We start from the raw sequence: 22777 nt of genomic DNA, 5'->3' as shown, positions 1-22777 counted from the left end.
TTCCCCCCTCACCCCATCCCCCTCCACCCCAAGTTGAGCGAGGGGGAAAGTGAGCTGACCGTCGTTGGTTTCAGAAACTGAGTTCGACTGAAGACGTTCAGGTCGATGGATTTCGAACAGACACCTCGGTAAGTTCCCTCTCCCTCCGGGAGAGGGTTAGGGTGAGGGGGCTGTTCCTGATTGACACCCTGATACCCTTCACACACCACCCATCCCAAACCGAGAGGATCCATGGCCCTCCCCAGCCGTCGCTCACTTTTCCCCTTCCTGACCTGGCTGCCTCGGCAGACTCGCGCCAGCGTCGGGCGGGACCTGGTCGTCGGCCTCAGCGGGGCGATTCTCGCGTTGCCCCAGTCGATTGCCTACGCCTTGATCGCCGGTCTCCCACCGGAATACGGGCTCTATGCCGCCATCGTCCCGGTGTTGATCGCCTGCCTGTGGGGCTCGTCGTGGCATCTGATCTGCGGGCCGACGGCAGCGATTTCGATTGTGCTGTTCGCCAGTGTCAGTCCGTTGGCCGTGCCTGCGTCACAGGACTACATCACCCTGATCCTGCTGCTGACCTTCCTTGCCGGGATTTTCCAGTGGCTGCTCGGCCTGTTGCGCTTCGGCGCGCTGGTGAATTTCGTCTCACATTCCGTAGTGCTGGGTTTCACCCTCGGCGCTGCGGTGGTGATTGCCATCGGTCAATTGCCGAACCTGCTGGGGCTGGATCTGCCGGCCAAGGCCACGGCGCTGGCCAGCCTGATGGATCTGCTGCGCCATCTCGGGGCGGTGGATCAACCGTCGCTGGTTCTTGGTGTGGCGACGGTGGTGGTCGGTGCGTTGCTCAAACAATGGCTGCCGCGCTGGCCGACGCTGTTGATGACCTTGGTCCTCGGCAGTCTGGTGGTGTGGCTGTGGCCGGCGATGTTCGGCCATGTTCAACTGGTCAGCGCGTTTGTCGGGCGCTTGCCGCCGTTCAGTGGATTGCCGCTGGATATGGACCTGATCCTGCGCCTGCTGCCCAGCGCCGTGGCGGTGGGCATGCTCGGGCTGGTCACCAGCCTGTCGATTGCCCGTTCAATTTCCGCACGCTCGCAACAGCTGCTCGACGCCAACCAGGAAGTCCGCGCCCAGGGTCTTTCGAACATTGTCGGGGCGTTCTTTTCGGGATCGTTGTCGGCCGGCTCGTTCACCCGTTCCGGGCTGAGCTACGAGGCCGGGGCCTGTTCGCCGCTGGCCGGGGTGTTTTCGGCGTTGTGGGTGGCGTTGTTCGCGATCTTCGGTGCCGGGCTGATCGCGCACATTCCGATTCCGGCCATGGCCGGCAGCATTCTGCTGATCGCCTGGGGACTGGTGGATCATCGCGGCATTCGCGCGTTGCTGCGGGTCAGCCGGGCGGAATTTGTGGTGATGAGCCTGACCTGCGTCGCCACGTTGCTGCTGGAATTGCAGACGGCGATCTATGCCGGCGTGCTGGCCTCGTTGTTTTTTTACCTCAAGCGCACTTCGCAGCCGAGGGTGCAGCATTGGCGCGATGGTGAAGACGATGTGTTGCGGGTCGGCGGGTCGATCTTTTTCGGCGCGAGCCACTACCTGCAAGTACGCCTGCAACGGATGCATGGCGCGCGGGTGGTGATCGAGGCGCAGCAGATCAACTTCATCGACTATTCAGGCGTGGAAATGCTCCATCAGGAAGCCCGGCGGCTTCTGCGCCAGGATCGCAGCCTGACCTTGCGTCAGGCGCGACCGCAGGTGGTGGAGGAGTTGCGCAAACTCGAAGGGCCGGAGAAATGCCCGATCCGGTTCGAGGACTGAGGGCGCCTTACAGCGCCAACTGCCGACGCAATTCCGCCAGAACCGGCGCAGTGTCCGGACGCACACCGCGCCACAGGAAGAACGCTTCGGCAGCCTGTTCGGCCAGCATGCCCAAGCCGTCCATCACCACGCCTGCGCCATGCTCGCTGGCCCAGCGGCAGAACGCGGTCGGTTCCTTGCCGTACATCATGTCGTAGCACAGCGTCTTGCCGGGCTCGATCAGGCTTGGGGCAATCGGCGGCACGTCGCCAGTGAGGCTGGCGGAGGTGGCGTTGATGATCACGTCCACCGGCTCGCGCAACCAGTCGTAACCACTGGCCGACACCGGCCCCAGGTCGCAGAACAGTTCGGCCAGCAGCTCGGCCTTGTCCACCGTGCGGTTGGCGATGATCACCGAGGCCGGTTTCTCCGCCAGCAACGGCTCCAGCGCACCGCGCACTGCGCCACCGGCGCCAAGCAGCAAAATGCGTTTGCCGGTGAGGCTGAACCCGGCGTTGACCGTCAGATCCCGCACCAGCCCGGCGCCGTCGGTGTTATCACCGAGCAGGCTGCCGTCGGCCAGTTTGCTCAGGGTGTTCACCGCACCCGCGCGTTCGGCGCGGGCGGTCAGGCTGTTGGCCAGGCGATAGGCGTCTTCCTTGAACGGCACGGTCACGTTGGCGCCGCGACCTTCCCGGAAAAACGCCGTGGCGCAGCCGGAAAAATCCTCGAGCGGCGCCAGCAGGGTGCTGTAGTCGAGGCTTTGCCCGGTCTGTTCGGCGAACAGTTTGTGAATCATCGGCGACTTGCTGTGGCCGATCGGGTTACCGAAAACGACGTAACGATCCATCAAAAGTCCTCAGGCCTGGGCCAGCCAGTCGCGGTCTTGCAGGAAGTACTCGGTCAGGCGTGCTTCTTCGCTGCCCGGCTCGGCTTTCCAGTCGTAGGCCCAGCGCACTTGCGGCGGCAGCGACATCAGGATCGACTCGGTACGCCCGCCCGATTGCAGGCCGAACAGGGTGCCACGGTCGTAAACCAGGTTGAACTCGACATAGCGGCCGCGACGGAATTCCTGGAACTCACGCTGCTTGGCGGTGAACGCATCTTTCTTGCGGCGCTGCACGATCGGCAGATAAGCGTCGATGTACGCATCGCCGATGGCGCGCATGAAGGCGAAACTGGTGTCGAAGTCCCACTCGTTCAGGTCATCGAAGAACAGGCCACCGATGCCGCGCGGCTCGTGGCGATGCTTGATGTGGAAGTAGGTGTCGCACCAGGCCTTGTAGCGCGGGTAGACGTCCGGGCCGAACGGCGCGCAGGCCTGTTCGGCGACGCGGTGCCAGTGGATGCAGTCTTCTTCGTTGCCGTAGTACGGGGTCAGGTCGAAGCCACCGCCGAACCACCAGACCGGTTCTTCACCTTCCTTCTCGGCGATGAAAAAACGTACGTTGGCGTGGGACGTCGGCACATGCGGGTTGTGCGGATGGATCACCAGCGACACGCCAAGGGCTTCGAAACCACGCCCGGCCAGTTCCGGCCGATGGGCGCTGGCAGACGGTGGCAGGCCACTGCCGAAGACGTGGGAAAAGTTGACGCCGCCCTTTTCGATCACCGTGCCGTTCTCGATCACCCGGGTCCGACCGCCACCGCCGGCCGGACGGGTCCAGGCGTCTTCGACGAAGCGCGTGCCGCCGTCTTCAATTTCCAGCGCGGCGCAGATGCGGTCTTGCAGGTCGAGCAGATAGGCCTTTACGGCATCGGTGCGGGTCGTCATGGCTTCACCTTGGATCGGGCGGAACTGCGCGGCGCCCCGCGCAAATGGGCGCGTAGCATACCATCGCAAACCGGCACGCCGCAGTTGACGAAGATCAAGCATGAGCGTTCGATAGGGACCTTCCCAAATGACCCAAGGAGTAGGCAGATGGCCAAGCGAATCCAGTTCCGCGCCCACGGCGGCCCCGAAGTGCTCGAGTACGTTGACTATCAACCCGCCGAACCCGGTCCGCAGCAGGTTCGCGTGAGCAACAAGGCCATCGGCCTGAACTTCATCGACACCTACTACCGCAGCGGTCTTTACTCGCCACCGACCTTGCCGTCGGGTGTGGGTGCGGAAGGCGCCGGTATCGTCGAGGCCGTGGGCAGCGAGGTCACCCGGTTCAAGGTCGGTGACCGTGTGGCGTACGGCAGCGGCCCGTTGGGCGCGTACAGCGACGTCCACGTCTTGCCGGAAGCGAATCTGGTGCACCTGCCGGACGCCATCAGCTTCGAAACCGCCGCCGGCGTGATGCTCAAGGGCCTGACCGTGCAGTACCTGCTGCGCCAGACCTACGAACTCAAGGGTGGTGAAACCATTCTGTTCCACGCAGCGGCCGGGGGCGTCGGTTTGCTCGCCTGCCAATGGGCCAGAGCCCTGGGCGTGAAGCTGATCGGCACCGTCAGCTCGAAAGCCAAAGCCGATCTCGCCAAGGCCCATGGCGCCTGGGAAACCATCGACTACAGCCACGAAAACGTCGCCCAGCGCGTGTTGGAATTGACCGACGGGAAAAAAGTCCCGGTGGTCTACGACGGCGTCGGCAAGGACACCTGGCCGGCTTCGCTGGACAGCGTGGCGCCCCGTGGCCTGCTGGTGAGCTTCGGCAATGCGTCGGGCGCGGTTGACGGCGTGAATCTGGGGATTCTGGCGGCGAAAGGCTCGCTGTACGTCACCCGGCCAACTCTGGCGACCTACGCCAACAACGCCGAAAACCTGCAGCGCATGGCCGACGAGCTGTTCGGGATGATCACCAGCGACAAGCTGAAAGTGGATATCAGCCAGCGCTATCCACTGGCTGACGCGGCGAAAGCCCAGACCGAACTGTCGGCGCGGCGCACCACGGGCTCGACTGTCCTGCTGCCCTGACCACCGATGACCTCGTCCCATCTTCATGACGGTGCCGGGGTCTGTTCAGACGTCACAAAAAACGGCGTCTTGCCGGCCAGGGTGGTTTCGAACTCCTGACGAGCAAGACGCTTCACCTCCAGCCCCAGCACACCGGGCAACCTGAACAGTGCGCTGGCTTGTCCTTCAACCTGCAACGCATCTTCAATGACGCTTCGTGTGTCGGCTGTCAGTGAGTCTTCGGCGAGGACCAGACGCATGCGTGCCCCCTCGGGCCGTCGATCAATCTGCACCTGGACATCGGTGGCCTGCAACTGCGGCAAAAGCTGCCGGAGTACGTGCAATACCTGTGACTGGGTGATGAGCGCGCCACCCAGTTTGATCGATGTCTCGACCCGCCCCTCAAGCGCCAGCACCGGCATGGGACTGCCACAGGCACACTTCGTCACTGTGCGCAGGATTCGCCCACGATCCCCGATCCGGTAGCGCAGCAACGGCACATGATCGGGCAGCAGCGGCGTCAGTAAAAACTCACCGGTTTCTTCTTCAGCCACAGCTTGCAGGGTCAGCGGATCAACCACTTCGAGCAACATGGCATCGGCATGCAGGTGATAAGAACCGTGGTCCAGATGGGCACACTGAAAACCGATGGGACCGGTCTCAGTCGAGCTGTAACCCAGCGAGCGGATCTTCAGCGTCGGCCAATCCCGGGCCAACTGGTCCTGCAGCGTTTTACCGCAGGATTCTCCAATGTAGTAAAGCCACTGCAGGCTGCACAATTGCACAGCGCCGACTGTTTCATGATTGAACAACGCGGCGGCGAAGGAGGGTGTGCATATCAACGTATCCACCTTGTGTGCCTGAATCAGCTCGGCAACGCGCTGCACGCCCATCTGTGAACCGCCAGGCAGCAGGCGTGCGCCAATGTGCTGGACGATGGCCGACGCGTATTGAAAGGCGCCCTGCATTTCCCCGGCCATCAGGCAGTTGATGACCACCTCAGGGCGTTCGTCCGTCTCGCCGAACATCCGTGCCCCCAAGGGTACGATTGCAGCGTTGAACGCCCAGGAATGGGTGATCTGTTTGCGATTGCCGGTGCTGCCTCCCGAGGTCAGGGTCAGCCCGCCACCCAGTGCTCGATGTGAAGCTTCACCGAGCGCGGAAAACAGCCCGCCGCCGGACTCGTCTTCCACCGCCAGAACCGGCAGTCGATGCAGATCGGCCAATCCCTGTACTTCCAGGATTTTCGGATACAGCGCACGAAACCATGGCAGTGAGCGTGCGTAAGCCAATTTGTGTGTTAGAGCCTCGGCCGATACATCCGTGACGAGTTCATTGCTCATGGCCGCGCCCTCCCTGACGAATGCCCAGCTCATCGAATCCGCTACGGACGGCGTTCGCCAGACATTCCAGCTGGCGCTGACTGTGACTCGCGCTGATGGCCAGACGCAGAATCGCCTCGCCCTTGGCCACCACCGGAAACAGCGCGGTGGTGACCGCCATACCCTGCCGGCGCAAATGCTGCGCCAGGCTGATCGCATCTTTCTCGGCGCCGACGCGGACGAAACGAATGGGGGATGCGACGTGATGATTACCCAGCACTGGCCCCAGCAAACGGTCGATCGTGGCGATATTTCTCCACAGCGCCACCTGCAACTGACCCAATTCCGGCGACAAATGAATTTTCCCCGAAGCAACTGCCGCGCCCACCCCGCCAACTGACAATGGTCCGCCAAACGTGTAGGTCGACGCATGACGCCGGATCATTTCGGCATCCGCTTCGGTGCGCACAGTGATCGCCCCACCGGTTGCACCGAACGCCTTCGACAGCGACGACACCAGGATCAGCCGGCCGCGTTGTCGTTCATCCGCCGCGTCCAGTGCGTAACCACCTCCAGCCACGCCATGGATCGAGGTGCCGTGGGCGTCATCCGCATAGAGATAACCGTCGAAACGCTCCGCCAGTTGCAGCAGCCGGTTGATCGGGTAAACACCGCGCATCGAGCCAATGCTGTCGGTCAGGATAATGGGCGTATTACCCGCCGCGACCGCCGTTGAGCACGCTTCCTCCACCTGCTCTACATCGCTGCAATCGCGGCGCTGTATCGGCCCGAATTGCCAGAGAATGCCTTGCAGCACTTGCATCGAAGCATGAGCGGAACGGTCGACAACCCAGCAGGGGCCACGACGCATGGGATATGAGGGCATCTCGCCGGAGCCGAGAAGCGGCAGACAGCCAAGGTGCGCACTGCCCACCGAGTTGAAGGTGACCGAATGCCCCTGAAATATCCGGTTCAGCAGTTCATCCAGCTCACGCATGGGTGGCAACAGCGCCCGGGTTCGTGCGGCGGCGAACTGCACGCCGAAGGACTCGACGGAGTGCATCGCCTCCTGAATCAAGCGAGGATCACACTCCAGCCCCAGATAAGAACACGAGAGAAACTCGGTCAGCCGTTCACCGCTGTCGAGCTCGATCTCTTTGCCTTCACGTTTAGCCAGTTTCAGACCATTGAGCCCGGCATCGAATAGCTGTTGCTGATCGTCACGCGCTTGCCGGACACGGTTTTTGACCCAATTGACGGTCGGTTGAAAAGTGTTCATCGGGATACCTGCAAAGAGGGTGTGCGGCGATAGATCTGGACATGCCAGAGCTGGGTTTTTTCTCGCGCAATGTCTGCCTGGTACTGCTGGGTGATATCGCAGAAACCTGCGCAATCGGGTCGCACCACATGCAAATGCCCGCGCATGACCACCTGTGCGTTTTCCGACAGGGCCGGTGCCAGGCGCTGCAAAACGTTCTTGCCGGCCGCTTCGGGCATAAAGGAAGGCACGTCCGACAGCGATACGAAATCGATGGCTGTTTCCCCGGCAACACAGTCAAGGATGTCGGTCTGCACCACGCGTAACTCGCACTGCTGAAGCCCCTCGCGGGCCCGCTGGAAAATCTGCGGATCGCACTCCAGCGGAAAGCCTTGTGGATAACGCAGCTCACCGAAAAACAGCATTTGCAGGAAAAAGCTCTCGCGGACCACCTGAGTGGTGAACAACGTATGGAAAATTTCCAGATACGCCGCGCGGGAACTGATCCCCAGGTTGTTGGGTGGAAACGCGCCCTTGTACAGCAGCGAATTGAGGACTGCTGCGTTTCCCAGCAAAGCGATCACGGCTTTCCAGCGCTTGAGGGGAAAGCGGTTTCGGTAATACGCCGTTTGCTCCTCGAGCTGGCTGAACTGAAAAATGCCCCGGCCGGCCTTGCCGGTGAACAGTCCGGTGATCTTCGCCAAGCGCTTCAGGGTCTGCTCGAATGCGCCCATGTAGATCGGCGCTTCCCAACGTCGGGACTGAAAAAACACGGACAGCCAGCGACGATCCGCCGGCGGTAAAACCAGTTGCTGGAAGATGGAGCGGCGTCGCGCCCTCATACTTTCCATTCGATAGCCCATGAACGCCATGAACGACTCGTGATCCGTCTGTTCCAGCAGGGCAAAACGCAATCGGGTAAACGCCAGTTGCGGCGCGCTGATATCGGTACAGGTCATGCGTGCCGGGGCGGCGGCCAATAACGGCAAGAGCCGGCCGCCGCATCCGGCGATACCCAGCACGTGCCCGGCATGTCTGGGCAGGATCGCGTACTCAAGCGCGGTGTCCTCATCGCCGAGCGTGTAGTTGAGCCGGTCGAAATAATCAGCCATGTCTGCCCCCAGCCTTCTGATCTGAACATGGGTGTGAGGCTGTCATTGGTTGTCCAGCGCATGGAGGAAGTCATAACGGGGCGCCAGCCCGTTTTGCCAGGCCTCGAACTGCTCATAAACCGCCTCGAGCATGTTGCCGGTCAGACGCAGACTGGTTTCCATGACGGTGCTAATCGCATCCCAGTCATCCTGACGCTTGCAGGTGCGCTGCAGCATGAGTTTGATTTCATTGAAGTGCTCGATATCAATGTCGGAATGCGCAATGAAGAAAGTCAGTTGCGCGGGTTTGAGCGCCAGCGTTTCACTCAGGCTATTAATGAGCGGAGTGATGAACTGATAGGCATTTTCTGCCCAATAACTATAACCAAGCCGTTGTAACGGGTTACCGGTAAAGGAAATCCAATATAAATAAGCGATCAGCACATCGGTGGCCGGAAGTGCTGGCGGAATATCGAAAATTTCATTCTTCAAACCTAGACTCATGACATCATGCAGAGCCATTTTTTCATGACCGACTTCCTGTGCCGCATGTTCAAAGCAGAACTTGGCATACACCGGATTATCCGCATGTCTAACACCCACCAGTCCTTGATTTCGCGCATTGTGCGCCGTGTAGTGAAAAGTCTGGATCATGTAGATCGCATACAAGGCTTTTGAAACGCTGCCTTCGCGGATGGCATTCACCAGCCGCGAACTTTCCAGAATATCGGCCCATGATTTTTCGATTCGCTCATCGAGCAGGCTTAATTGTTGTTCAAAACTGAGAGGCGTATTCATCAACGGGGGTCTCCAATGGGTTGGCGAGCAGGTGGGCGGACTGTTGAAGTGCTGTGAGGATTTGCTGCCATTGAGCCGAGAGCAGCCAGTAATCGCCGCGTTGGCGCTGTTCGATGCGAAGGGCGTCGGTGGTGATGGGCGTCAGGCCGAAGCGCTGGAACAGTCGCCGCTGCGGTGATCGGCACAGCGCGGTAACGCCCTCATAACCCCGCGTGACCGCCCATTCCGTGGCAGCGGCCAGCAGACCGTTGATCGACATGGGGAACTGAGTTTGCGAGTGACTGATCAAGCGACTGAACTCGACATGGCGCGACAGCGTCGTGGCGGGAGACAGTTGCTGCTGCGCCAGTGAGGCCCATTCGAACGGCGCAGGGGTCACTCTCAATACGGCCGTGGGCCTGTCGTGCTGATACAACAGAAAGTGGGTACTGCGCGAAATAATCGCCAGGCGTGTTTCAAGTGACCTGGCTCTGGGTGTCAACATGTAGTGTTGCAATCGCAATCGAAAATGACGGGAAACAAACCGTTCAAACTCTCGTGTGTCTGATCCTGCTTCAAGAATGACGATGCGATAGTTTTCATGACGCCTTTTAAAGGTCGCCTGAATCTCCTGCAGATAATCCGTTAATTGCGAATCCCTGATATCCATTTCTTCTCCGCAGCCGTTAACTTTTCGAAGTTTTCTGAGCGCATTGAAATAATGAATGGTTTTAGAAAAATCGCCACTGTGTGGCTTCTGAGAATAACGTCGGAAAAATTACAACAATTGAATACTTAAAGATTCATCTGACGTAGAAAGGAAAAATTCAAACAAAACGCGGGGCTATAACTTCAGCTAAATGAAGGAAAAATCGCAGGCACGCTTAGTACCCCTCGCCGTGAAAGCCGAGGAGTACTCACGAAATCAACCAAGGGTGGTATCAGGCCGGGCGCACGATATTGCCGGTGGCCAGATCCCGAATCAGGCTCGGGTTCTTGCGACCGCCAAGCGCTCCGCCGAGCACCAGATCGACCTGACCTCGGAAATATTGCTCGACCCGCAAGCGACTCTTCGCCGCCGGTCGCCCCTGTGGATTGGCCGACGTCGAAATCAACGGCCCGACCAGCGAGCACAGATCCCGCACCTGCGGATGATCGCTGACCCGCAGCGCCACGGTGTCATGCACCCCGGTCACCCACTCCGGCAACAGGTTCTGATGCGGCACCAGCCAGGTGTTCGGGCCCGGCCAGGTGCTGGCCATGCGGTCGATCCAGTCCTGGGGGAAATCCTCGAACAGAAAATCGAACTGACGAATATTGTCGGCGACCAGGATCAAGCCCTTGTCCACCGAACGGTTCTTGATCGCCAGCAGGCGATCCACCGCTTCTTCATTCCAAGGATCGCACCCCAGCCCCCAGACGGCTTCGGTTGGATAGGCAATCACCGCCCCGGCGCGAATCTCTCGTGCGGCTTGTTGCACACGCCAACTGTTAACCATGAAAAACTCTCCGCAAACAGGTTTCGCGCAGTTTACCGATCTTCAATGTAAAACCTAGCTCACGCGCGCAAACCAGCGGCCGTTTTCGCACACCGCGCGGCCATCCATCTCCAGTTCGGTCAGCGCCGCCAGCACTTTGGGCAGCGCCCAGCCACTGCTGTCGGCCAGCCCCTCGCTGGTGTGCGGCGCCGCGAGCAGCAGGCTCAACAATGGGTTCTCCGGATTCGCTGCAGCTGTGGATACCGGCAGGTGCTGCCAGCCGCGCAGCGCTTCGAGAATGTGCTCGATAGTTTCCACCAGCACGGCTCCGTCACGGATCAACTGATGACAACCCCGGGCGCCGGGGTGATGAATCGAACCCGGAATGGCGTAAACCTCGCGACCCTGTTCCGCCGCCAGCCGCGCAGTGATCAACGAACCGCTCGCAACGCTGGCCTCGACAACCAGCACGCCAAGGGACAAACCGCTGATGATCCGGTTGCGCCTGGGGAAGTTGCTCGCCGTTGGCCCGGTGTCCAGAGGAAACTCCGAAAGCACCGCACTGCCAGACGCAATCATCGCGTCCGCCAGCCGCCGGTTGCGCTGTGGATAAAAGTTTTCCAGACCGGTACCGAGCACGCCAACCGTTTGCCCGCCGACGTCGACAGCAGCTTGATGCGCGGCGGCATCGATGCCCAGCGCCAAGCCACTGGTGATGACAAATCCGGCCCCCGCGAGGCTGCGGGAAAACGCAGCGGCAGTGTCCATACCCGGGCGGGAAGCGCGGCGACTGCCGACCATCGCCAGTTGCGGTTTTTCCAGAATCCGTGGGTCGCCAGCGACGAACAGCAAGGGCGGCGGGTCGGGAATCTGCGCCAGCAAGGCCGGATAATCCGGGTGATCCCACATCAGCAAATGTTGATCCGGACGCTCTAGCCAGCGCAATGCGTGGCTGGCGCCATCACGAACTCCAGGGCAGCGTCGGGCCTCGGCGCAAGCCGCCGGCAAGCCCAGCGAGCGCCAGGCGCTGGCGGGAGCGCTGATAGCCTTTGAGGCACAGCCGAAGGCTTCGAACAGTTTGGTGAAACGCTTGGGACCGATTTCCGGCAAGCGGTGCAGGCGCAGGCGCGCTTCCAGTTCCGCCGGGGAAACCGATGGAGAGACAGGCATCATCATGGATCATCCTTGATCGTTATAAGGCCCGAACCTTTCGGAACAAGCTGTGGATAACTCTGTTGGTAACTTGTGAAGCCAGCTAAGGATTTCGCACCTTGTCCAGCACCGCCAGCGAGCGCGATGCGTTCAGCACGAGGCCGTAACTGAGTTTGTCGTAGGTGCGGAACACCATCAGCAATCCGGCGCGTTCATCGGGAATTTTCAGTGGCTGGCCAGTGATTCGGTCACGCACGGTTTCCCCGGTTTTCATCACCACCAGCACGTTGCCCTCGGCCAGGCCGTCGCGTTTGCCCTTGTTCAGGGTCACCACGTCCATCGCACCGATCTGCGTGACGCCGCGCGGCACATCGATGATCAGGCCGTTGATGTCGGTGGTGGGAGCGCTGGGCATGAAGGTCGAGTTGATCGAACGCTCTTCGCCGCTGAACAAGCGGTCGCCCAGGCGCACTTCCTGGGTCGTGCGTTGCAGGGCGAGGGTGGCGACGTCGCCTTCGGTGGCGACGATCTCACCGCCGCCGATGTCGTCGGCGTTGATCCCCAGAAACTCCTTGCTCTGCGGATCGGTGTAGACCTTGCCCTGGCGGAAGATGCCGTAGACCGGCTGGTTAGGATCGAAATGGCCACGGGCGAAGATCCGGTCACCGGTGCCGCTGAGCACCCGTTCGGCATCGCCGGCGACGATGTACGGCGCCTTGTCGAAGTCCTCGACCTTGTCGACGATGCGGTTGCTCAGCAGAAAGCTGTTGATGGATTTGAGCGGAATGCTCGGAATCGCCTCTGCTACCGGGCTGGTGCGGATGCGTGGCGACAACTTGATGGTGCCGCGCGACTCACCGCGATTGACGGTCAGGCGCGGCTGGCCGTTGACGTAACTGAGCGTCAGCGTGTCGCCGGGGTAGATCAGGTTGGGGTTTTCGATCTGCGGATTGGCCCGCCACAGCTGCGGCCACTGCCAGGGTTCGCGCAAATATTTACCGGAGATGTCCCAGAGCGTATCTCCCGAAACCACCGTGTATTGCTGTGGAAAACCTTCCTTGAGTTGCACTTGCCCGTGCGCGGCGCCGGCCGAGGCCAGAAACAGCAGGGCGAGTAGTGATTTCCTCATGCGGTGAATCCCTTTATTATGTGCGTTCGCGTGAAACGCCAGAGCCCCCGTGGCTCGCTCCCTGCTCTATGCTGAAAATCAAGGAGCTACGTTTCACAACGGTAGCCTGCATCTTCGGACCCGCCAGGCCATCGCCCGACTTTACCTCACACGTGCAGCAATCAAGCTTATGGCCATTTTGAACATCCTCGAATTTCCGGACCCGCGTCTGCGCACTATCGCCAAACCTGTGGCTGTAGTGGACGACGAAGTGCGTCAGCTGGTCGATGACATGTTTGAAACAATGTATGAAGCGCCGGGCATCGGCCTTGCCGCGACCCAGGTCAACGTGCACAAACGTATCGTCGTGATGGACCTTTCCGAAGACCGCACAGAACCGCGGGTGTTCATCAACCCCGAGTTCGAATCGCTGACCGAAGAAATGGAGCAATACCAGGAAGGCTGCCTCTCGGTGCCGGGTTTCTACGAAAACGTCGACCGCCCGCAGAAGGTCAAGATCAAGGCTCTGGACCGCGACGGCAAGCCTTACGAACTGATCGCCGAAGGCCTGCTCGCGGTGTGCATCCAGCACGAATGCGACCACCTCAACGGCAAGTTGTTCGTCGATTACCTGTCCACGCTCAAACGCGACCGGATCAAGAAGAAACTGGAAAAGCAGCACCGCCAGAACGCTTGATGCCCCTCTCCAAAGGCTTGCTGCGGCAAGCCTTTTTCTTTTTATGAGACTCCCCCATGACTGAGCCACTGCGCATCGTTTTTGCCGGCACCCCGGAATTCGCCGCCGAACACCTCAAGGCCCTGCTGGACAGCCCTTACGAGATCGTTGCGGTCTACACCCAACCGGATCGCCCGGCCGGTCGTGGGCAAAAACTGATGCCGAGCCCGGTCAAACAGCTCGCCCTGGAAAACAATATCCAGGTGTTGCAGCCGCCGACCCTGCGCAACGCTGACGCTCAGGCCGAGCTCGCTGCGCTGAAACCGGATTTGATGGTGGTGGTGGCCTACGGCCTGATCCTGCCGCAAGCGGTGCTGGATATTCCGCGTCTGGGCTGCATCAACAGTCACGCCTCGCTGCTGCCACGCTGGCGCGGTGCGGCGCCGATCCAGCGCGCCGTGGAAGCGGGCGATGCCGAGAGCGGCGTGACCGTGATGCGCATGGAAGCCGGCCTCGATACCGGGCCGATGCTGCTCAAAGTCGTGACCCCGATCAGCGCCGAAGACACTGGCGGCAGCCTTCACGACCGCCTCGCCGAGATGGGCCCGCCAGCCGTCGTACAAGCGATTTCCGGTCTGGCCGCTGGCACCCTGAAAGGCGAAGTGCAGAACGACGAGCTCGCCACCTACGCGCACAAACTGAACAAGGACGAAGCGCGCATCGACTGGAGCCGCCCGGCCGTTGAGCTGGAGCGTCTGGTCCGCGCCTTCAATCCATGGCCGATCACCCACAGCACGCTCAACGGCGAAGCGCTGAAAGTGCTGGCGGCGACCCTGGCCGAAGGCAAAGGCGCACCGGGCACGATTCTCGGCGCCAGCAAGGACGGTCTGCTCGTCGCCTGTGGCGAACAGGCGCTGTGTCTGACCCGCCTGCAATTGCCCGGCGGCAAGGCGCTGAACTTCAGCGATCTGTTCAACAGCCGTCGTGAGAAATTCGCCACCGGCACCGTACTGGGTACAGCGGTGGATGCGCAATGAACCCGCGTATGGCCGCCGCCAAGGCACTCGCTGCTGTCCTCAGCGGCAAGGCTTCGCTCAACAGCTCCCTGCCGACGCAACTGGACAAGGTCGAGGATCGCGATCGCGGTTTCACCCAGGACCTGGCGTTCGGCACCGCCCGTTGGCAGCCACGCTTGTCGGCGCTGGCGGAAAAACTGCTGCAGAAACCGTTCAAGGCAGCGGACGCCGATGTCGAGGCTTTGTTGCTGGTCGGTCTCTATCAACTGCTCTACACCCGCGTCCCGCCACACGCCGCCATAGGCGAAACCGTCGGTTGCGCCGACAAGCTGAAAAAGCCGTGGGCCAAAGGTCTGCTCAATGCCGTACTGCGCAATGCCCAGCGCGAACATGAGGCGATCTTCGCCGAACTGGAGCGCGATCCGGTGGTGCGTACCGCCCACCCGCGCTGGCTGCAAAAATCCCTCAAGGCCTTCTGGCCTGAGCAATGGGAAGCGATTTGCGAGGCCAACAACGCGCATCCGCCGATGATCCTGCGGGTCAACCGCCGTCATCACAGCCGTGACGCCTACCTTGGTCTGCTGACTGAAGCGGGTATCGCCGCGCAGCCGTGCACCTTCAGCCGCGACGGCATCGTGCTGGAGGCCGCTGCCGACGTGCGCAGCCTGCCTGGCTTCGCCGAAGGCTGGATCAGCGTGCAGGACGAGGCCGCGCAGCTGGCCGCCGACCTGCTCGACCTCGCGCCGGGCCAGCGAGTGCTGGACGCCTGCTGCGCGCCGGGCGGCAAGACGTGCCACATCCTCGAAGCCGAACCGGCACTGGCCGGCGTGGTGGCGGTGGATCTGGAAGCCAAGCGGCTGGTGCGAGTGAAGGAAAACCTCGAGCGCCTCGGTCTGAACGCCGAACTGATCGCCGCCGACGGTCGCGACACGGCAGCCTGGTGGGACGGCAAACCGTTCCAGCGCATCCTGCTCGACGCGCCGTGCTCGGCCACCGGCGTGATCCGCCGCCATCCGGACATCAAGCTGACCCGTCAGGCCGACGACATTGCCGCCCTCGCGCAACTGCAAGGCGAGTTGCTCGACGCGATGTGGAAAACCCTCGAAGTGGGCGGCATCCTGCTTTACGCCACCTGCTCGACCTTGCCGACCGAGAACACCGAAGTGATCGCCGCGTTCCTTGAGCGCACACCGGGTGCCCGGGAGCTGGATCTGGCCACCACCGCCGGGATCAAGCAGCCCCATGGTCGCCAACTGCTGGCCCAGCAGGGCGGGCATGACGGGTTCTACTACGCCAAGCTGATCAAGATCGCTGCCGCGCGCGGCTAAACGGATTCAATGGAGTGACTGGATGAAAATCATCATCCTCGGTGCGGGACAGGTCGGCGGTTCGCTGGCTGAACATCTGGCCAGCGAGGCCAACGACATCACGGTGGTCGACACTGACGGCGACCGTCTGCGCGATCTTGGCGATCGCCTCGACATCCGCACAGTACAGGGCCGTGGCTCGTTGCCGAACATTCTGCGTCAGGCCGGTGCCGACGACGCCGACATGCTAGTCGCGGTGACCAACAGCGACGAGACCAACATGGTCGCCTGCCAGGTCGCTCACACCCTGTTCCACACCCCGACCAAGATTGCCCGGGTGCGCGAAGCGTCGTACCTGACTCGCGAAGAGCAACTGTTCCAGAACGAGGCGATTCCGGTCGATGTGCTGATCAGTCCCGAGCAGGTGGTCACCAACTACATCAAGCGTCTGATCCAGCATCCCGGCGCCTTGCAGGTGATCGATTTCGCCGAAGGCCAGGCGCAACTCGTCGCGGTGCGCGCCTACTACGGCGGGCCGCTGGTGGGTCAGCAACTGCGCCAGTTGCGAGAACACATGCCGAATGTGGAAACCCGAGTGGCCGCGATTTTCCGTCGTGACCGACCGATTCTTCCCCAGGGCGATACCGTGATCGAGGCCGACGACGAAGTCTTCTTCATCGCCGCCCGTGCGAACATTCGCGCAGTGATGAGCGAAATGCGCCGTCTAGACGAAAGCTACAAGCGCATCGTCATCGCCGGTGGCGGGCAGATCGGCGAGCGGCTGGCCGAGGCCATCGAAAGCCGCTACCAGGTGAAGATCATCGAGATGAACCCGGCGCGCTGCCGTTATCTCTCCGACACACTCGACAGCACCGTGGTGCTGCAGGGCAGCGCGTCGGATCGCGACCTGCTGCTGGAAGAGAATATTGCCGACGCGGACATCTTCCTTGCCCTGACCAACGATGACGAAGCCAACATCATGTCGTCGCTGCTGGCCAAACGTCTGGGCGCGAAGAAGGTGATGACGATCATCAACAACCCGGCGTACGTCGACCTGATCCAGGGCGGCGACATCGACATCGCCATCAGCCCGCAACTGGCGACTATCGGCACCTTGCTGGCCCACGTGCGGCGCGGCGATATCGTCAGCGTGCACTCATTGCGTCGGGGCGCGGCAGAGGCCATCGAAGCGGTGGCCCATGGCGATTCGAAGTCGAGCAAAGTCATCGGCAAGGCCATCGAAAACATCGCGCTGCCGCCGGGGACCACCATCGGCGCGATCATTCGCGATGAAGAAGTGATCATCGCTCATGACGACACGGTGATCGCAGCGGGCGACCATGTGATCCTGTTCCTTGTGGATAAAAAGCATATTCGCGATGTGGAGAAGCTGTTCCACGTAGGACTGAGTTTCTTCTGACCGACCAAGAGGCGAGACCGATGATCGAATCCCTGGAAAAAATGCTCGCCAAGGGTGTGGATAACTCGCTGCTGCGCTTCGGCCTCGGCAAGAGTTATCTGGATCTGGGGGAGAATGCGAAGGCAGCCGAGCATTTCCAGCGTTGCGTCGGCTTCGATCCGAAATACTCGGCGGCGTGGAAATTGTTGGGCAAGGCGCAAGTGGCGCTGGGTGACATGGCGGCTGCGCGTCATGCGTGGGAGCAGGGGCTGGAAGCGGCCCGGGCCCATGGCGACAAGCAGGCCGAGAAGGAAATGACGGTGTTTCTGAAGAAGCTCGAACGGCAGAAGCCGTGACGGCTGTGGATAACCCGTTTGGTCAGGTTATCCACAAACGCACATTGCCGATCAGTACCAGCGCGCTTCGCCCGGCGGACGCTTCTTGAAGCGCTTCATGCTCCACATGTACTGGCTCGGATAAGCCGCCACATAACGCTCGACGACTTTACTCATCGCCGCGCAGGAGGTTTCAGTGTCGGTGCTGTACATCGCTTCCGGCGCCGCTTCGAGGATCACCTTATAGCCGGAACCGTCCGGCAACCGCAGGGCATGCAGGAACACCCCAACCGCTTTGCCACCGGCGAGCATGTTCGGTACGAACTTGCTGGTCAGGGCCTGAGTAGCGAAGAACGGCACGAAGATCCCGGCGGATTCGGCCGGTTCCGGGTCCGCGGGAATCCCCACCTGACCACCCTTGCGCACTTCCTTGATGACACTGAGGATGCCTTCCTTGGTCGACGCAGCGACCTTGTTGCCCAGTTGCACGCGTTGTTTGCGCAGCAATTCGTCCACAGCCTTGAGCTTCGGCGGCCGGTAGAAAATGATCGGTTTGCACTGGCTGCAATAGAAGTGGTTGAGCACCTCCCAGTTGCCCAGGTGGCTGGTGATGCCGACCACGCCCTTGCCCGAGGCCAGCGCTTCTTTCAGCACTTCGAGCCCTTCGACTTCGCGCACCAGGTCGATGGAACGCTGGGCCGGCCAGATCCAGGCGCAGGCGCTTTCGGTCAGGGACTTGCCGATGTCTTTCAGGGTCTGGCCGACCAGACGCTCGCGTTCGGCCGGGTCCATCTGTGGAAAACATTTGGCGAGGTTGATCCGCACCACATCGCGGGAACGGTTGGGGGTTTTCCACATGATCCAGCCGATCGCCGAACCCACGGCCTGCACGGCCCGCCACGGAAGCAGGGCAAACAGCCGCAGAGCGCCAACCAGCATGGCGCCTTTAAACTTTTCCACAGGTCACTCCTGATCTTGTGCTGTGCGCGAGGCGGCCATTCTAACCGGCGTTGACGAGCTGCGCGTAGCGGTCGCAGTCCTGGGTGTGATCCATGACCATGCCCGAGGCCTGCATCAGCGCGTAGCAGATGGTCGGACCGACAAAGGTGAAACCGGCCTTTTTCAGGCCTTTGCTCATGGCCACGGCCTGCGGGGTGATCGCCGGGACTTCGCTGCGATCCTTGAAATGATTGATCACCGGGCGGTTATCCACAAACGACCAGAGGAAGGCCACCGGATCCTCCAGCGCCAGCCAGGCCTGGGCGTTGCGCCGCGCGGCGTTGAGCTTGAGGCGGTTGCGGATGATCCCCGGATCGAGCATCAATTCGTCGATTTCCGCGTCGCTCATCTGCGCCACGCGCTGTACGTCGAAGCCGAACAACACCTCGCGATACCGCTCGCGTTTACGCAGTACGGTGATCCACGAAAGCCCGGCCTGGAACCCTTCGAGCAAAAGCAACTCGAACAAACCCTGCGCATCGCGTAGCGGCGTGCCCCACTCCTGATCGTGGTAAGCCATGTACAGCGGATCTTCGTTGCACCAAAAGCAGCGTGGCATAAGGCTCCAGGGGGTGGAGGTGCGACTGAATCGGGTATACTCCCGCTCTTTAAATCGCAGCCCAAGAAACAGGTGAATTTCGTGAGCCAGCCTACGCCAGCCGTGCGTACCTTCCAAGACTTGATCCTCGCGCTCCAGCAATACTGGGCCGAGCAAGGTTGTGTGGTACTTCAGCCCTACGATATGGAAGTAGGCGCCGGCACTTTCCACACCGCGACATTCCTGCGCGCCATCGGCCCGGAAACCTGGAACGCCGCCTACGTGCAGCCAAGCCGCCGTCCGACTGACGGCCGTTACGGCGAAAACCCGAACCGTCTGCAGCACTACTACCAGTTCCAGGTAGTCCTGAAGCCGAACCCGGACAACTTTCAGGAGCTGTACCTGGGCTCCCTCAAGCATGTCGGCCTGGACCCGCTGGTCCACGACATCCGCTTCGTCGAAGACAACTGGGAATCGCCGACCCTCGGCGCCTGGGGTCTGGGCTGGGAAGTCTGGCTGAACGGTATGGAAGTGACCCAGTTCACTTACTTCCAGCAGGCGGGCGGCATCGAGTGCTACCCGGTGACCGGCGAGATCACCTACGGTCTGGAGCGTCTGGCCATGTACCTGCAGGGCGTGGACTCGGTCTACGACCTGGTCTGGGCTGACGGTCCGTTCGGCAAAGTGACCTACGGCGACGTGTTCCACCAGAACGAAGTGGAGCAGTCCACCTACAACTTCGAACACGCCAACGTCGACAAGCTGTTCGAACTGTTCGATTTCTATGAAAGCGAAGCCAAGCGCCTGATCGAACTCGACCAGCCGCTGCCGTTGCCAAGCTACGAAATGGTTCTGAAGGCCTCGCACACCTTCAACCTGCTGGATGCGCGCCGGGCGATCTCGGTGACTGCGCGTCAGCAATACATTCTGCGCGTTCGCACCCTGGCGCGTTCCGTCGCCCAAGCCTACCTGCTGGCCCGCGCCAAGCTGGGCTTCCCGATGGCAACCCCGGACCTGCGTGACGAAGTACTGGCCAAGCTGGAGGCTGCACAATGAGTGCTCAAGATTTTCTGGTTGAACTGGGCACCGAAGAACTGCCACCCAAAGCCCTGAACACCCTGGCCGAAGCGTTCCTGGCCGGTATCGACAAGGGCCTGCAAGCTGCCGGCCTGAATTACGAGACCAAAACCGTCTACGCCGCGCCGCGCCGTCTGGCTGTGCTGATCACCGCGCTGGCCACCCAGCAGCCGGATCGCAGCATCAACCTCGACGGCCCGCCGCGTCAGGCCGCTTTCGATGCCGAAGGCAACCCGACTCAAGCGGCACTGGGCTTTGCCAAGAAGTGCGGCGTCGATCTGAGTGAAATCGACCAGAGCGGTCCTAAACTGCGCTACAGCCAGAACATCGCCGGCAAGCCGACCGCCAGCCTGCTGCCGACCATCGTCGAAGACTCGCTGAACGATCTGCCGATCCCGAAACGCATGCGTTGGGGTGCGCGCAAGGAAGAGTTCGTGCGTCCGACCCAGTGGCTGGTGATGCTGCTCGGCGACCAGGTCATCGACTGCACGATCCTTGCCCAAAAGGCTGGTCGTGAATCCCGTGGCCACCGTTTCCACCACCCGGAAAGCGTGCGCATCGGTTCGCCGTCGAGCTATCTGGCAGATCTGCGTGCCGCCTACGTGCTGGCCGACGCCAACGAGCGTCGCGAAATCATCAGCAAGCGCACCGAAGAGCTGGCGACCCGTCAGGAAGGCACCGCGATCGTGCCACCGGCGCTGCTCGACGAAGTGACTGCGCTGGTCGAGTGGCCGGTGCCGCTGGTGTGCTCGTTCGAGGAACGTTTCCTGGACGTGCCGCAGGAAGCGCTGATCACCACCATGCAGGACAACCAGAAGTACTTCTGCCTGCTGGATGCCGATGGCAAGTTGCTGCCGCGTTTCATCACCGTGGCCAACATCGAATCCAAAGACCCGCAGCAGATCATCGCCGGTAACGAGAAAGTGGTTCGCCCACGTCTGACCGACGCCGAGTTCTTCTTCAAGCAGGACAAGAAGCAGAAGCTCGAAGCGTTCAACGATCGCCTGCAGAACGTGGTGTTCCAGGAAAAACTCGGCAGCGTCTACGACAAGGCCGAGCGCGTATCGAAACTGGCCGCGTACATCGCCGCTCGCATCGGTGGCAACGCTTCGTGGGCTGCCCGTGCAGGGTTGCTGTCGAAGTGCGACCTGGCCACCGAAATGGTCGGCGAGTTCCCGGAGATGCAAGGTGTCGCCGGTTACTACTACGCCCTCAATGACGGCGAGCCGGAAGACGTCGCCCTGGCGCTGAACGAGCAGTACATGCCGCGCGGTGCCGGCGCTGAACTGCCAGCCACCCTGACCGGTGCGGCCGTGGCCATCGCCGACAAGCTCGACACCCTGGTCGGCATCTTCGGCATCGGCATGTTGCCGACCGGCAGCAAAGACCCGTATGCCCTGCGCCGTGCGGCACTGGGCGTGCTGCGGATCCTGATCGAGAAACAACTGGATCTGGACCTGAACGACGCCGTGGCGTTCGCCGTGAATGCGTTTGGTGCCAAGGTCAAGGCTGCCGGCCTGAACGACGCGGTGCTGGAGTTCATCTTCGATCGTCTGCGTGCGCGTTACGAAGACGAAGGCGTGGATGTTGCCACTTACCTGTCGGTACGTGCCCTGAAGCCGGGTTCGGCGCTGGACTTCGACCAGCGTGTGCAAGCGGTGCAGGCCTTCCGCAAACTGCCGGAAGCGGCAGCGCTGGCGGCGGTGAACAAGCGTGTTTCGAACCTGCTGAGTAAAGTCGAAGGCTCGGTGCCGACCGACGTTCAGGCCAAGTACTTCGACAACGCCAACGAGTTCTCACTGTACTCGGCGATCCAGCAGGCGGACCAGGCTGTACAGCCAATGGCCGCGGCGCGTCAGTACAACGAATCGCTGGCACGTCTGGCCGCCCTGCGCGAGCCGGTCGACGCGTTCTTCGACGCGGTGATGGTCAATGCCGAAGACGCCAATGTACGGGCCAACCGTTACGCGCTGCTGGCGCGTCTGCGTGGCCTGTTCCTGGGCGTTGCCGACATTTCGCTGCTGGGTTGAGGGATTGCTGTTGAAACTGCTGATTCTCGATCGGGACGGAGTGATCAATTACGACTCCGACGCTTACATCAAGTCGGTGGAGGAGTGGATTCCGCTGCCCGGCTCGATCGAAGCGATTGCGCAGTTGAGCAAGGCCGGCTGGACGGTGGCGGTCGCCACCAACCAGTCGGGCATTGCTCGCGGCTACTACGACCTCGCCACCCTCGATGCCATGCACGCGCGTCTGCGCGAACTGGTGGCGGAGCAGGGCGGTGAAGTCGGGTTGATCGTGTACTGCCCGCATGGGCCGGACGAGGGTTGCGACTGCCGCAAGCCGAAACCGGGGATGTTGAAAACCATCGCGCAGCATTACGACGTCGCGCTGACGAATGTCTGGTTCGTCGGCGACAGCCTTGGTGACCTGGAGGCCGCCAAAGCCGTCGATTCACAGCCCGTTTTGGTAAAGACCGGGAAAGGCGAAAAGACTCAGGCCAAGACCTTGCCGGTGGGCACCCTGATTTTTGACGATCTCGCGGCGATTGCCGCAGAACTTATCCACAACTAGAGTGCTTCTGAAG

22 protein-coding genes are annotated in these 22777 nt (G+C 61.3%); 10 read left to right on the top strand and 12 right to left on the bottom strand.

Annotated features, from left to right (window positions below; all coding sequences use genetic code 11):
- Positions 1 to 231 precede the first annotated feature (231 nt).
- On the top strand, positions 232 to 1800 hold the full coding sequence (locus tag L6D82_RS16870; RefSeq protein WP_102687896.1) for a SulP family inorganic anion transporter: 1569 nt from the start codon (positions 232 to 234) through the stop codon (positions 1798 to 1800).
- Positions 1801 to 1807: 7 nt separating this feature from the next.
- Here L6D82_RS16870 and aroE read toward each other — a convergent pair whose 3' ends face one another.
- Both aroE and hemF read right to left on the bottom strand, forming a co-directional pair.
- Entirely contained in the window at positions 1808 to 2629 is an 822-nt protein-coding gene (aroE, locus tag L6D82_RS16865; RefSeq protein ID WP_007954078.1) for a shikimate dehydrogenase, read from the bottom strand.
- Positions 2630 to 2638: 9 nt separating this feature from the next.
- Positions 2639 to 3553 carry an oxygen-dependent coproporphyrinogen oxidase gene (gene hemF, locus L6D82_RS16860; protein ID WP_236190527.1) on the bottom strand — a complete coding sequence of 305 codons (915 nt, stop codon included), beginning with the start codon at positions 3551 to 3553 and terminating at the stop codon, positions 2639 to 2641.
- Positions 3554 to 3700: 147 nt separating this feature from the next.
- On the opposite strand from hemF, the gene L6D82_RS16855 reads away from it, so the two are divergent.
- A complete protein-coding gene (locus L6D82_RS16855) occupies positions 3701 to 4678 on the top strand; it encodes an NADPH:quinone reductase (protein ID WP_102687897.1) in 978 nt (325 codons plus the stop codon).
- Between the two features lie 23 nt (positions 4679 to 4701).
- On the opposite strand, the gene L6D82_RS16850 is transcribed toward L6D82_RS16855, so the two are convergent.
- From L6D82_RS16850 to L6D82_RS16815, 8 genes are all read right to left on the bottom strand, one after another.
- Positions 4702 to 6000, bottom strand: a complete 1299-nt coding sequence (locus tag L6D82_RS16850; protein WP_102687898.1) for a phenylacetate--CoA ligase family protein — start codon at positions 5998 to 6000, stop codon at positions 4702 to 4704.
- Complete coding sequence (locus L6D82_RS16845; protein ID WP_085748021.1) at positions 5990 to 7258, bottom strand: aminotransferase class I/II-fold pyridoxal phosphate-dependent enzyme; 1269 nt, start codon at positions 7256 to 7258, stop codon at positions 5990 to 5992. Before L6D82_RS16845 ends, L6D82_RS16850 begins: the two co-directional genes overlap by 11 nt.
- Positions 7255 to 8349 carry a DUF3419 family protein gene (locus tag L6D82_RS16840; RefSeq protein ID WP_085748020.1) on the bottom strand — a complete coding sequence of 365 codons (1095 nt, stop codon included), beginning with the start codon at positions 8347 to 8349 and terminating at the stop codon, positions 7255 to 7257. Before L6D82_RS16840 ends, L6D82_RS16845 begins: the two co-directional genes overlap by 4 nt.
- 42 nt (positions 8350 to 8391) lie before the next feature.
- Positions 8392 to 9126, bottom strand: a complete 735-nt coding sequence (locus L6D82_RS16835; protein WP_102687901.1) for an iron-containing redox enzyme family protein — start codon at positions 9124 to 9126, stop codon at positions 8392 to 8394.
- On the bottom strand, positions 9104 to 9775 hold the full coding sequence (locus L6D82_RS16830) for a GNAT family N-acetyltransferase (RefSeq protein ID WP_085748018.1): 672 nt from the start codon (positions 9773 to 9775) through the stop codon (positions 9104 to 9106). Before L6D82_RS16830 ends, L6D82_RS16835 begins: the two co-directional genes overlap by 23 nt.
- A gap of 271 nt (positions 9776 to 10046) precedes the next feature.
- The gene (gene tsaC / locus L6D82_RS16825) at positions 10047 to 10604 is read right to left on the bottom strand and encodes an L-threonylcarbamoyladenylate synthase type 1 TsaC (protein WP_007954101.1); all 558 of its coding nucleotides are present in this window, start codon (positions 10602 to 10604) and stop codon (positions 10047 to 10049) included.
- Positions 10605 to 10658: 54 nt separating this feature from the next.
- Positions 10659 to 11759 (bottom strand): DNA-processing protein DprA, encoded by a 1101-nt coding sequence (gene dprA / locus L6D82_RS16820; protein WP_085748017.1) that lies wholly within the window; start codon positions 11757 to 11759, stop codon positions 10659 to 10661.
- Positions 11760 to 11838: 79 nt separating this feature from the next.
- Positions 11839 to 12864, bottom strand: a complete 1026-nt coding sequence (locus tag L6D82_RS16815; protein ID WP_007954103.1) for a LysM peptidoglycan-binding domain-containing protein — start codon at positions 12862 to 12864, stop codon at positions 11839 to 11841.
- A gap of 169 nt (positions 12865 to 13033) precedes the next feature.
- On the opposite strand from L6D82_RS16815, the gene def reads away from it, so the two are divergent.
- Genes def through L6D82_RS16790 form a run of 5 tightly spaced genes read left to right on the top strand, consistent with a single transcriptional unit; the run spans position 13034 to position 17597 of the window.
- Positions 13034 to 13540 carry a peptide deformylase gene (def, locus tag L6D82_RS16810; RefSeq protein WP_064116564.1) on the top strand — a complete coding sequence of 169 codons (507 nt, stop codon included), beginning with the start codon at positions 13034 to 13036 and terminating at the stop codon, positions 13538 to 13540.
- 56 nt (positions 13541 to 13596) lie between these two features.
- The gene (fmt, locus tag L6D82_RS16805) at positions 13597 to 14556 is read left to right on the top strand and encodes a methionyl-tRNA formyltransferase (RefSeq protein WP_102687902.1); all 960 of its coding nucleotides are present in this window, start codon (positions 13597 to 13599) and stop codon (positions 14554 to 14556) included.
- A complete protein-coding gene (rsmB, locus tag L6D82_RS16800) occupies positions 14553 to 15863 on the top strand; it encodes a 16S rRNA (cytosine(967)-C(5))-methyltransferase RsmB (protein ID WP_236190525.1) in 1311 nt (436 codons plus the stop codon). Before fmt ends, rsmB begins: the two co-directional genes overlap by 4 nt.
- Positions 15864 to 15885: 22 nt before the next feature.
- Positions 15886 to 17262 carry a Trk system potassium transporter TrkA gene (trkA, locus tag L6D82_RS16795; protein ID WP_085606334.1) on the top strand — a complete coding sequence of 459 codons (1377 nt, stop codon included), beginning with the start codon at positions 15886 to 15888 and terminating at the stop codon, positions 17260 to 17262.
- Positions 17263 to 17282: 20 nt separating this feature from the next.
- A complete protein-coding gene (locus L6D82_RS16790) occupies positions 17283 to 17597 on the top strand; it encodes a tetratricopeptide repeat protein (protein WP_134021484.1) in 315 nt (104 codons plus the stop codon).
- A gap of 51 nt (positions 17598 to 17648) precedes the next feature.
- On the opposite strand, the gene L6D82_RS16785 is transcribed toward L6D82_RS16790, so the two are convergent.
- Together L6D82_RS16785 and tag are read right to left on the bottom strand one after the other, a co-directional pair.
- On the bottom strand, positions 17649 to 18536 hold the full coding sequence (locus tag L6D82_RS16785; RefSeq protein ID WP_085748012.1) for a lysophospholipid acyltransferase: 888 nt from the start codon (positions 18534 to 18536) through the stop codon (positions 17649 to 17651).
- 40 nt (positions 18537 to 18576) lie between these two features.
- The gene (gene tag / locus L6D82_RS16780; RefSeq protein ID WP_007954111.1) at positions 18577 to 19134 is read right to left on the bottom strand and encodes a DNA-3-methyladenine glycosylase I; all 558 of its coding nucleotides are present in this window, start codon (positions 19132 to 19134) and stop codon (positions 18577 to 18579) included.
- 81 nt (positions 19135 to 19215) lie between these two features.
- Here tag and glyQ point away from each other — a divergent pair, with 81 nt between their 5' ends.
- The 3 genes from glyQ to gmhB are packed head-to-tail and all read left to right on the top strand — an operon-like array spanning position 19216 to position 22764.
- Positions 19216 to 20169, top strand: coding sequence for a glycine--tRNA ligase subunit alpha (gene glyQ, locus L6D82_RS16775; protein ID WP_003187265.1), 954 nt, complete (start codon positions 19216 to 19218; stop codon positions 20167 to 20169).
- The gene (gene glyS / locus L6D82_RS16770) at positions 20166 to 22220 is read left to right on the top strand and encodes a glycine--tRNA ligase subunit beta (RefSeq protein ID WP_102687904.1); all 2055 of its coding nucleotides are present in this window, start codon (positions 20166 to 20168) and stop codon (positions 22218 to 22220) included. Before glyQ ends, glyS begins: the two co-directional genes overlap by 4 nt.
- A 4-nt stretch (positions 22221 to 22224) precedes the next feature.
- Positions 22225 to 22764, top strand: coding sequence for a D-glycero-beta-D-manno-heptose 1,7-bisphosphate 7-phosphatase (gmhB, locus tag L6D82_RS16765; protein WP_165369524.1), 540 nt, complete (start codon positions 22225 to 22227; stop codon positions 22762 to 22764).
- The last annotated feature ends 13 nt before the right edge of the window (positions 22765 to 22777 follow it).

Source organism: Pseudomonas paraglycinae (genome assembly GCF_021601625.1).
Classification (GTDB): Bacteria; Pseudomonadota; Gammaproteobacteria; order Pseudomonadales; family Pseudomonadaceae; genus Aquipseudomonas; species Aquipseudomonas paraglycinae.
The sequence above is the reverse complement of the archived record's forward strand: the minus strand, read 5'-3'. Positions and strand labels throughout refer to the sequence as shown.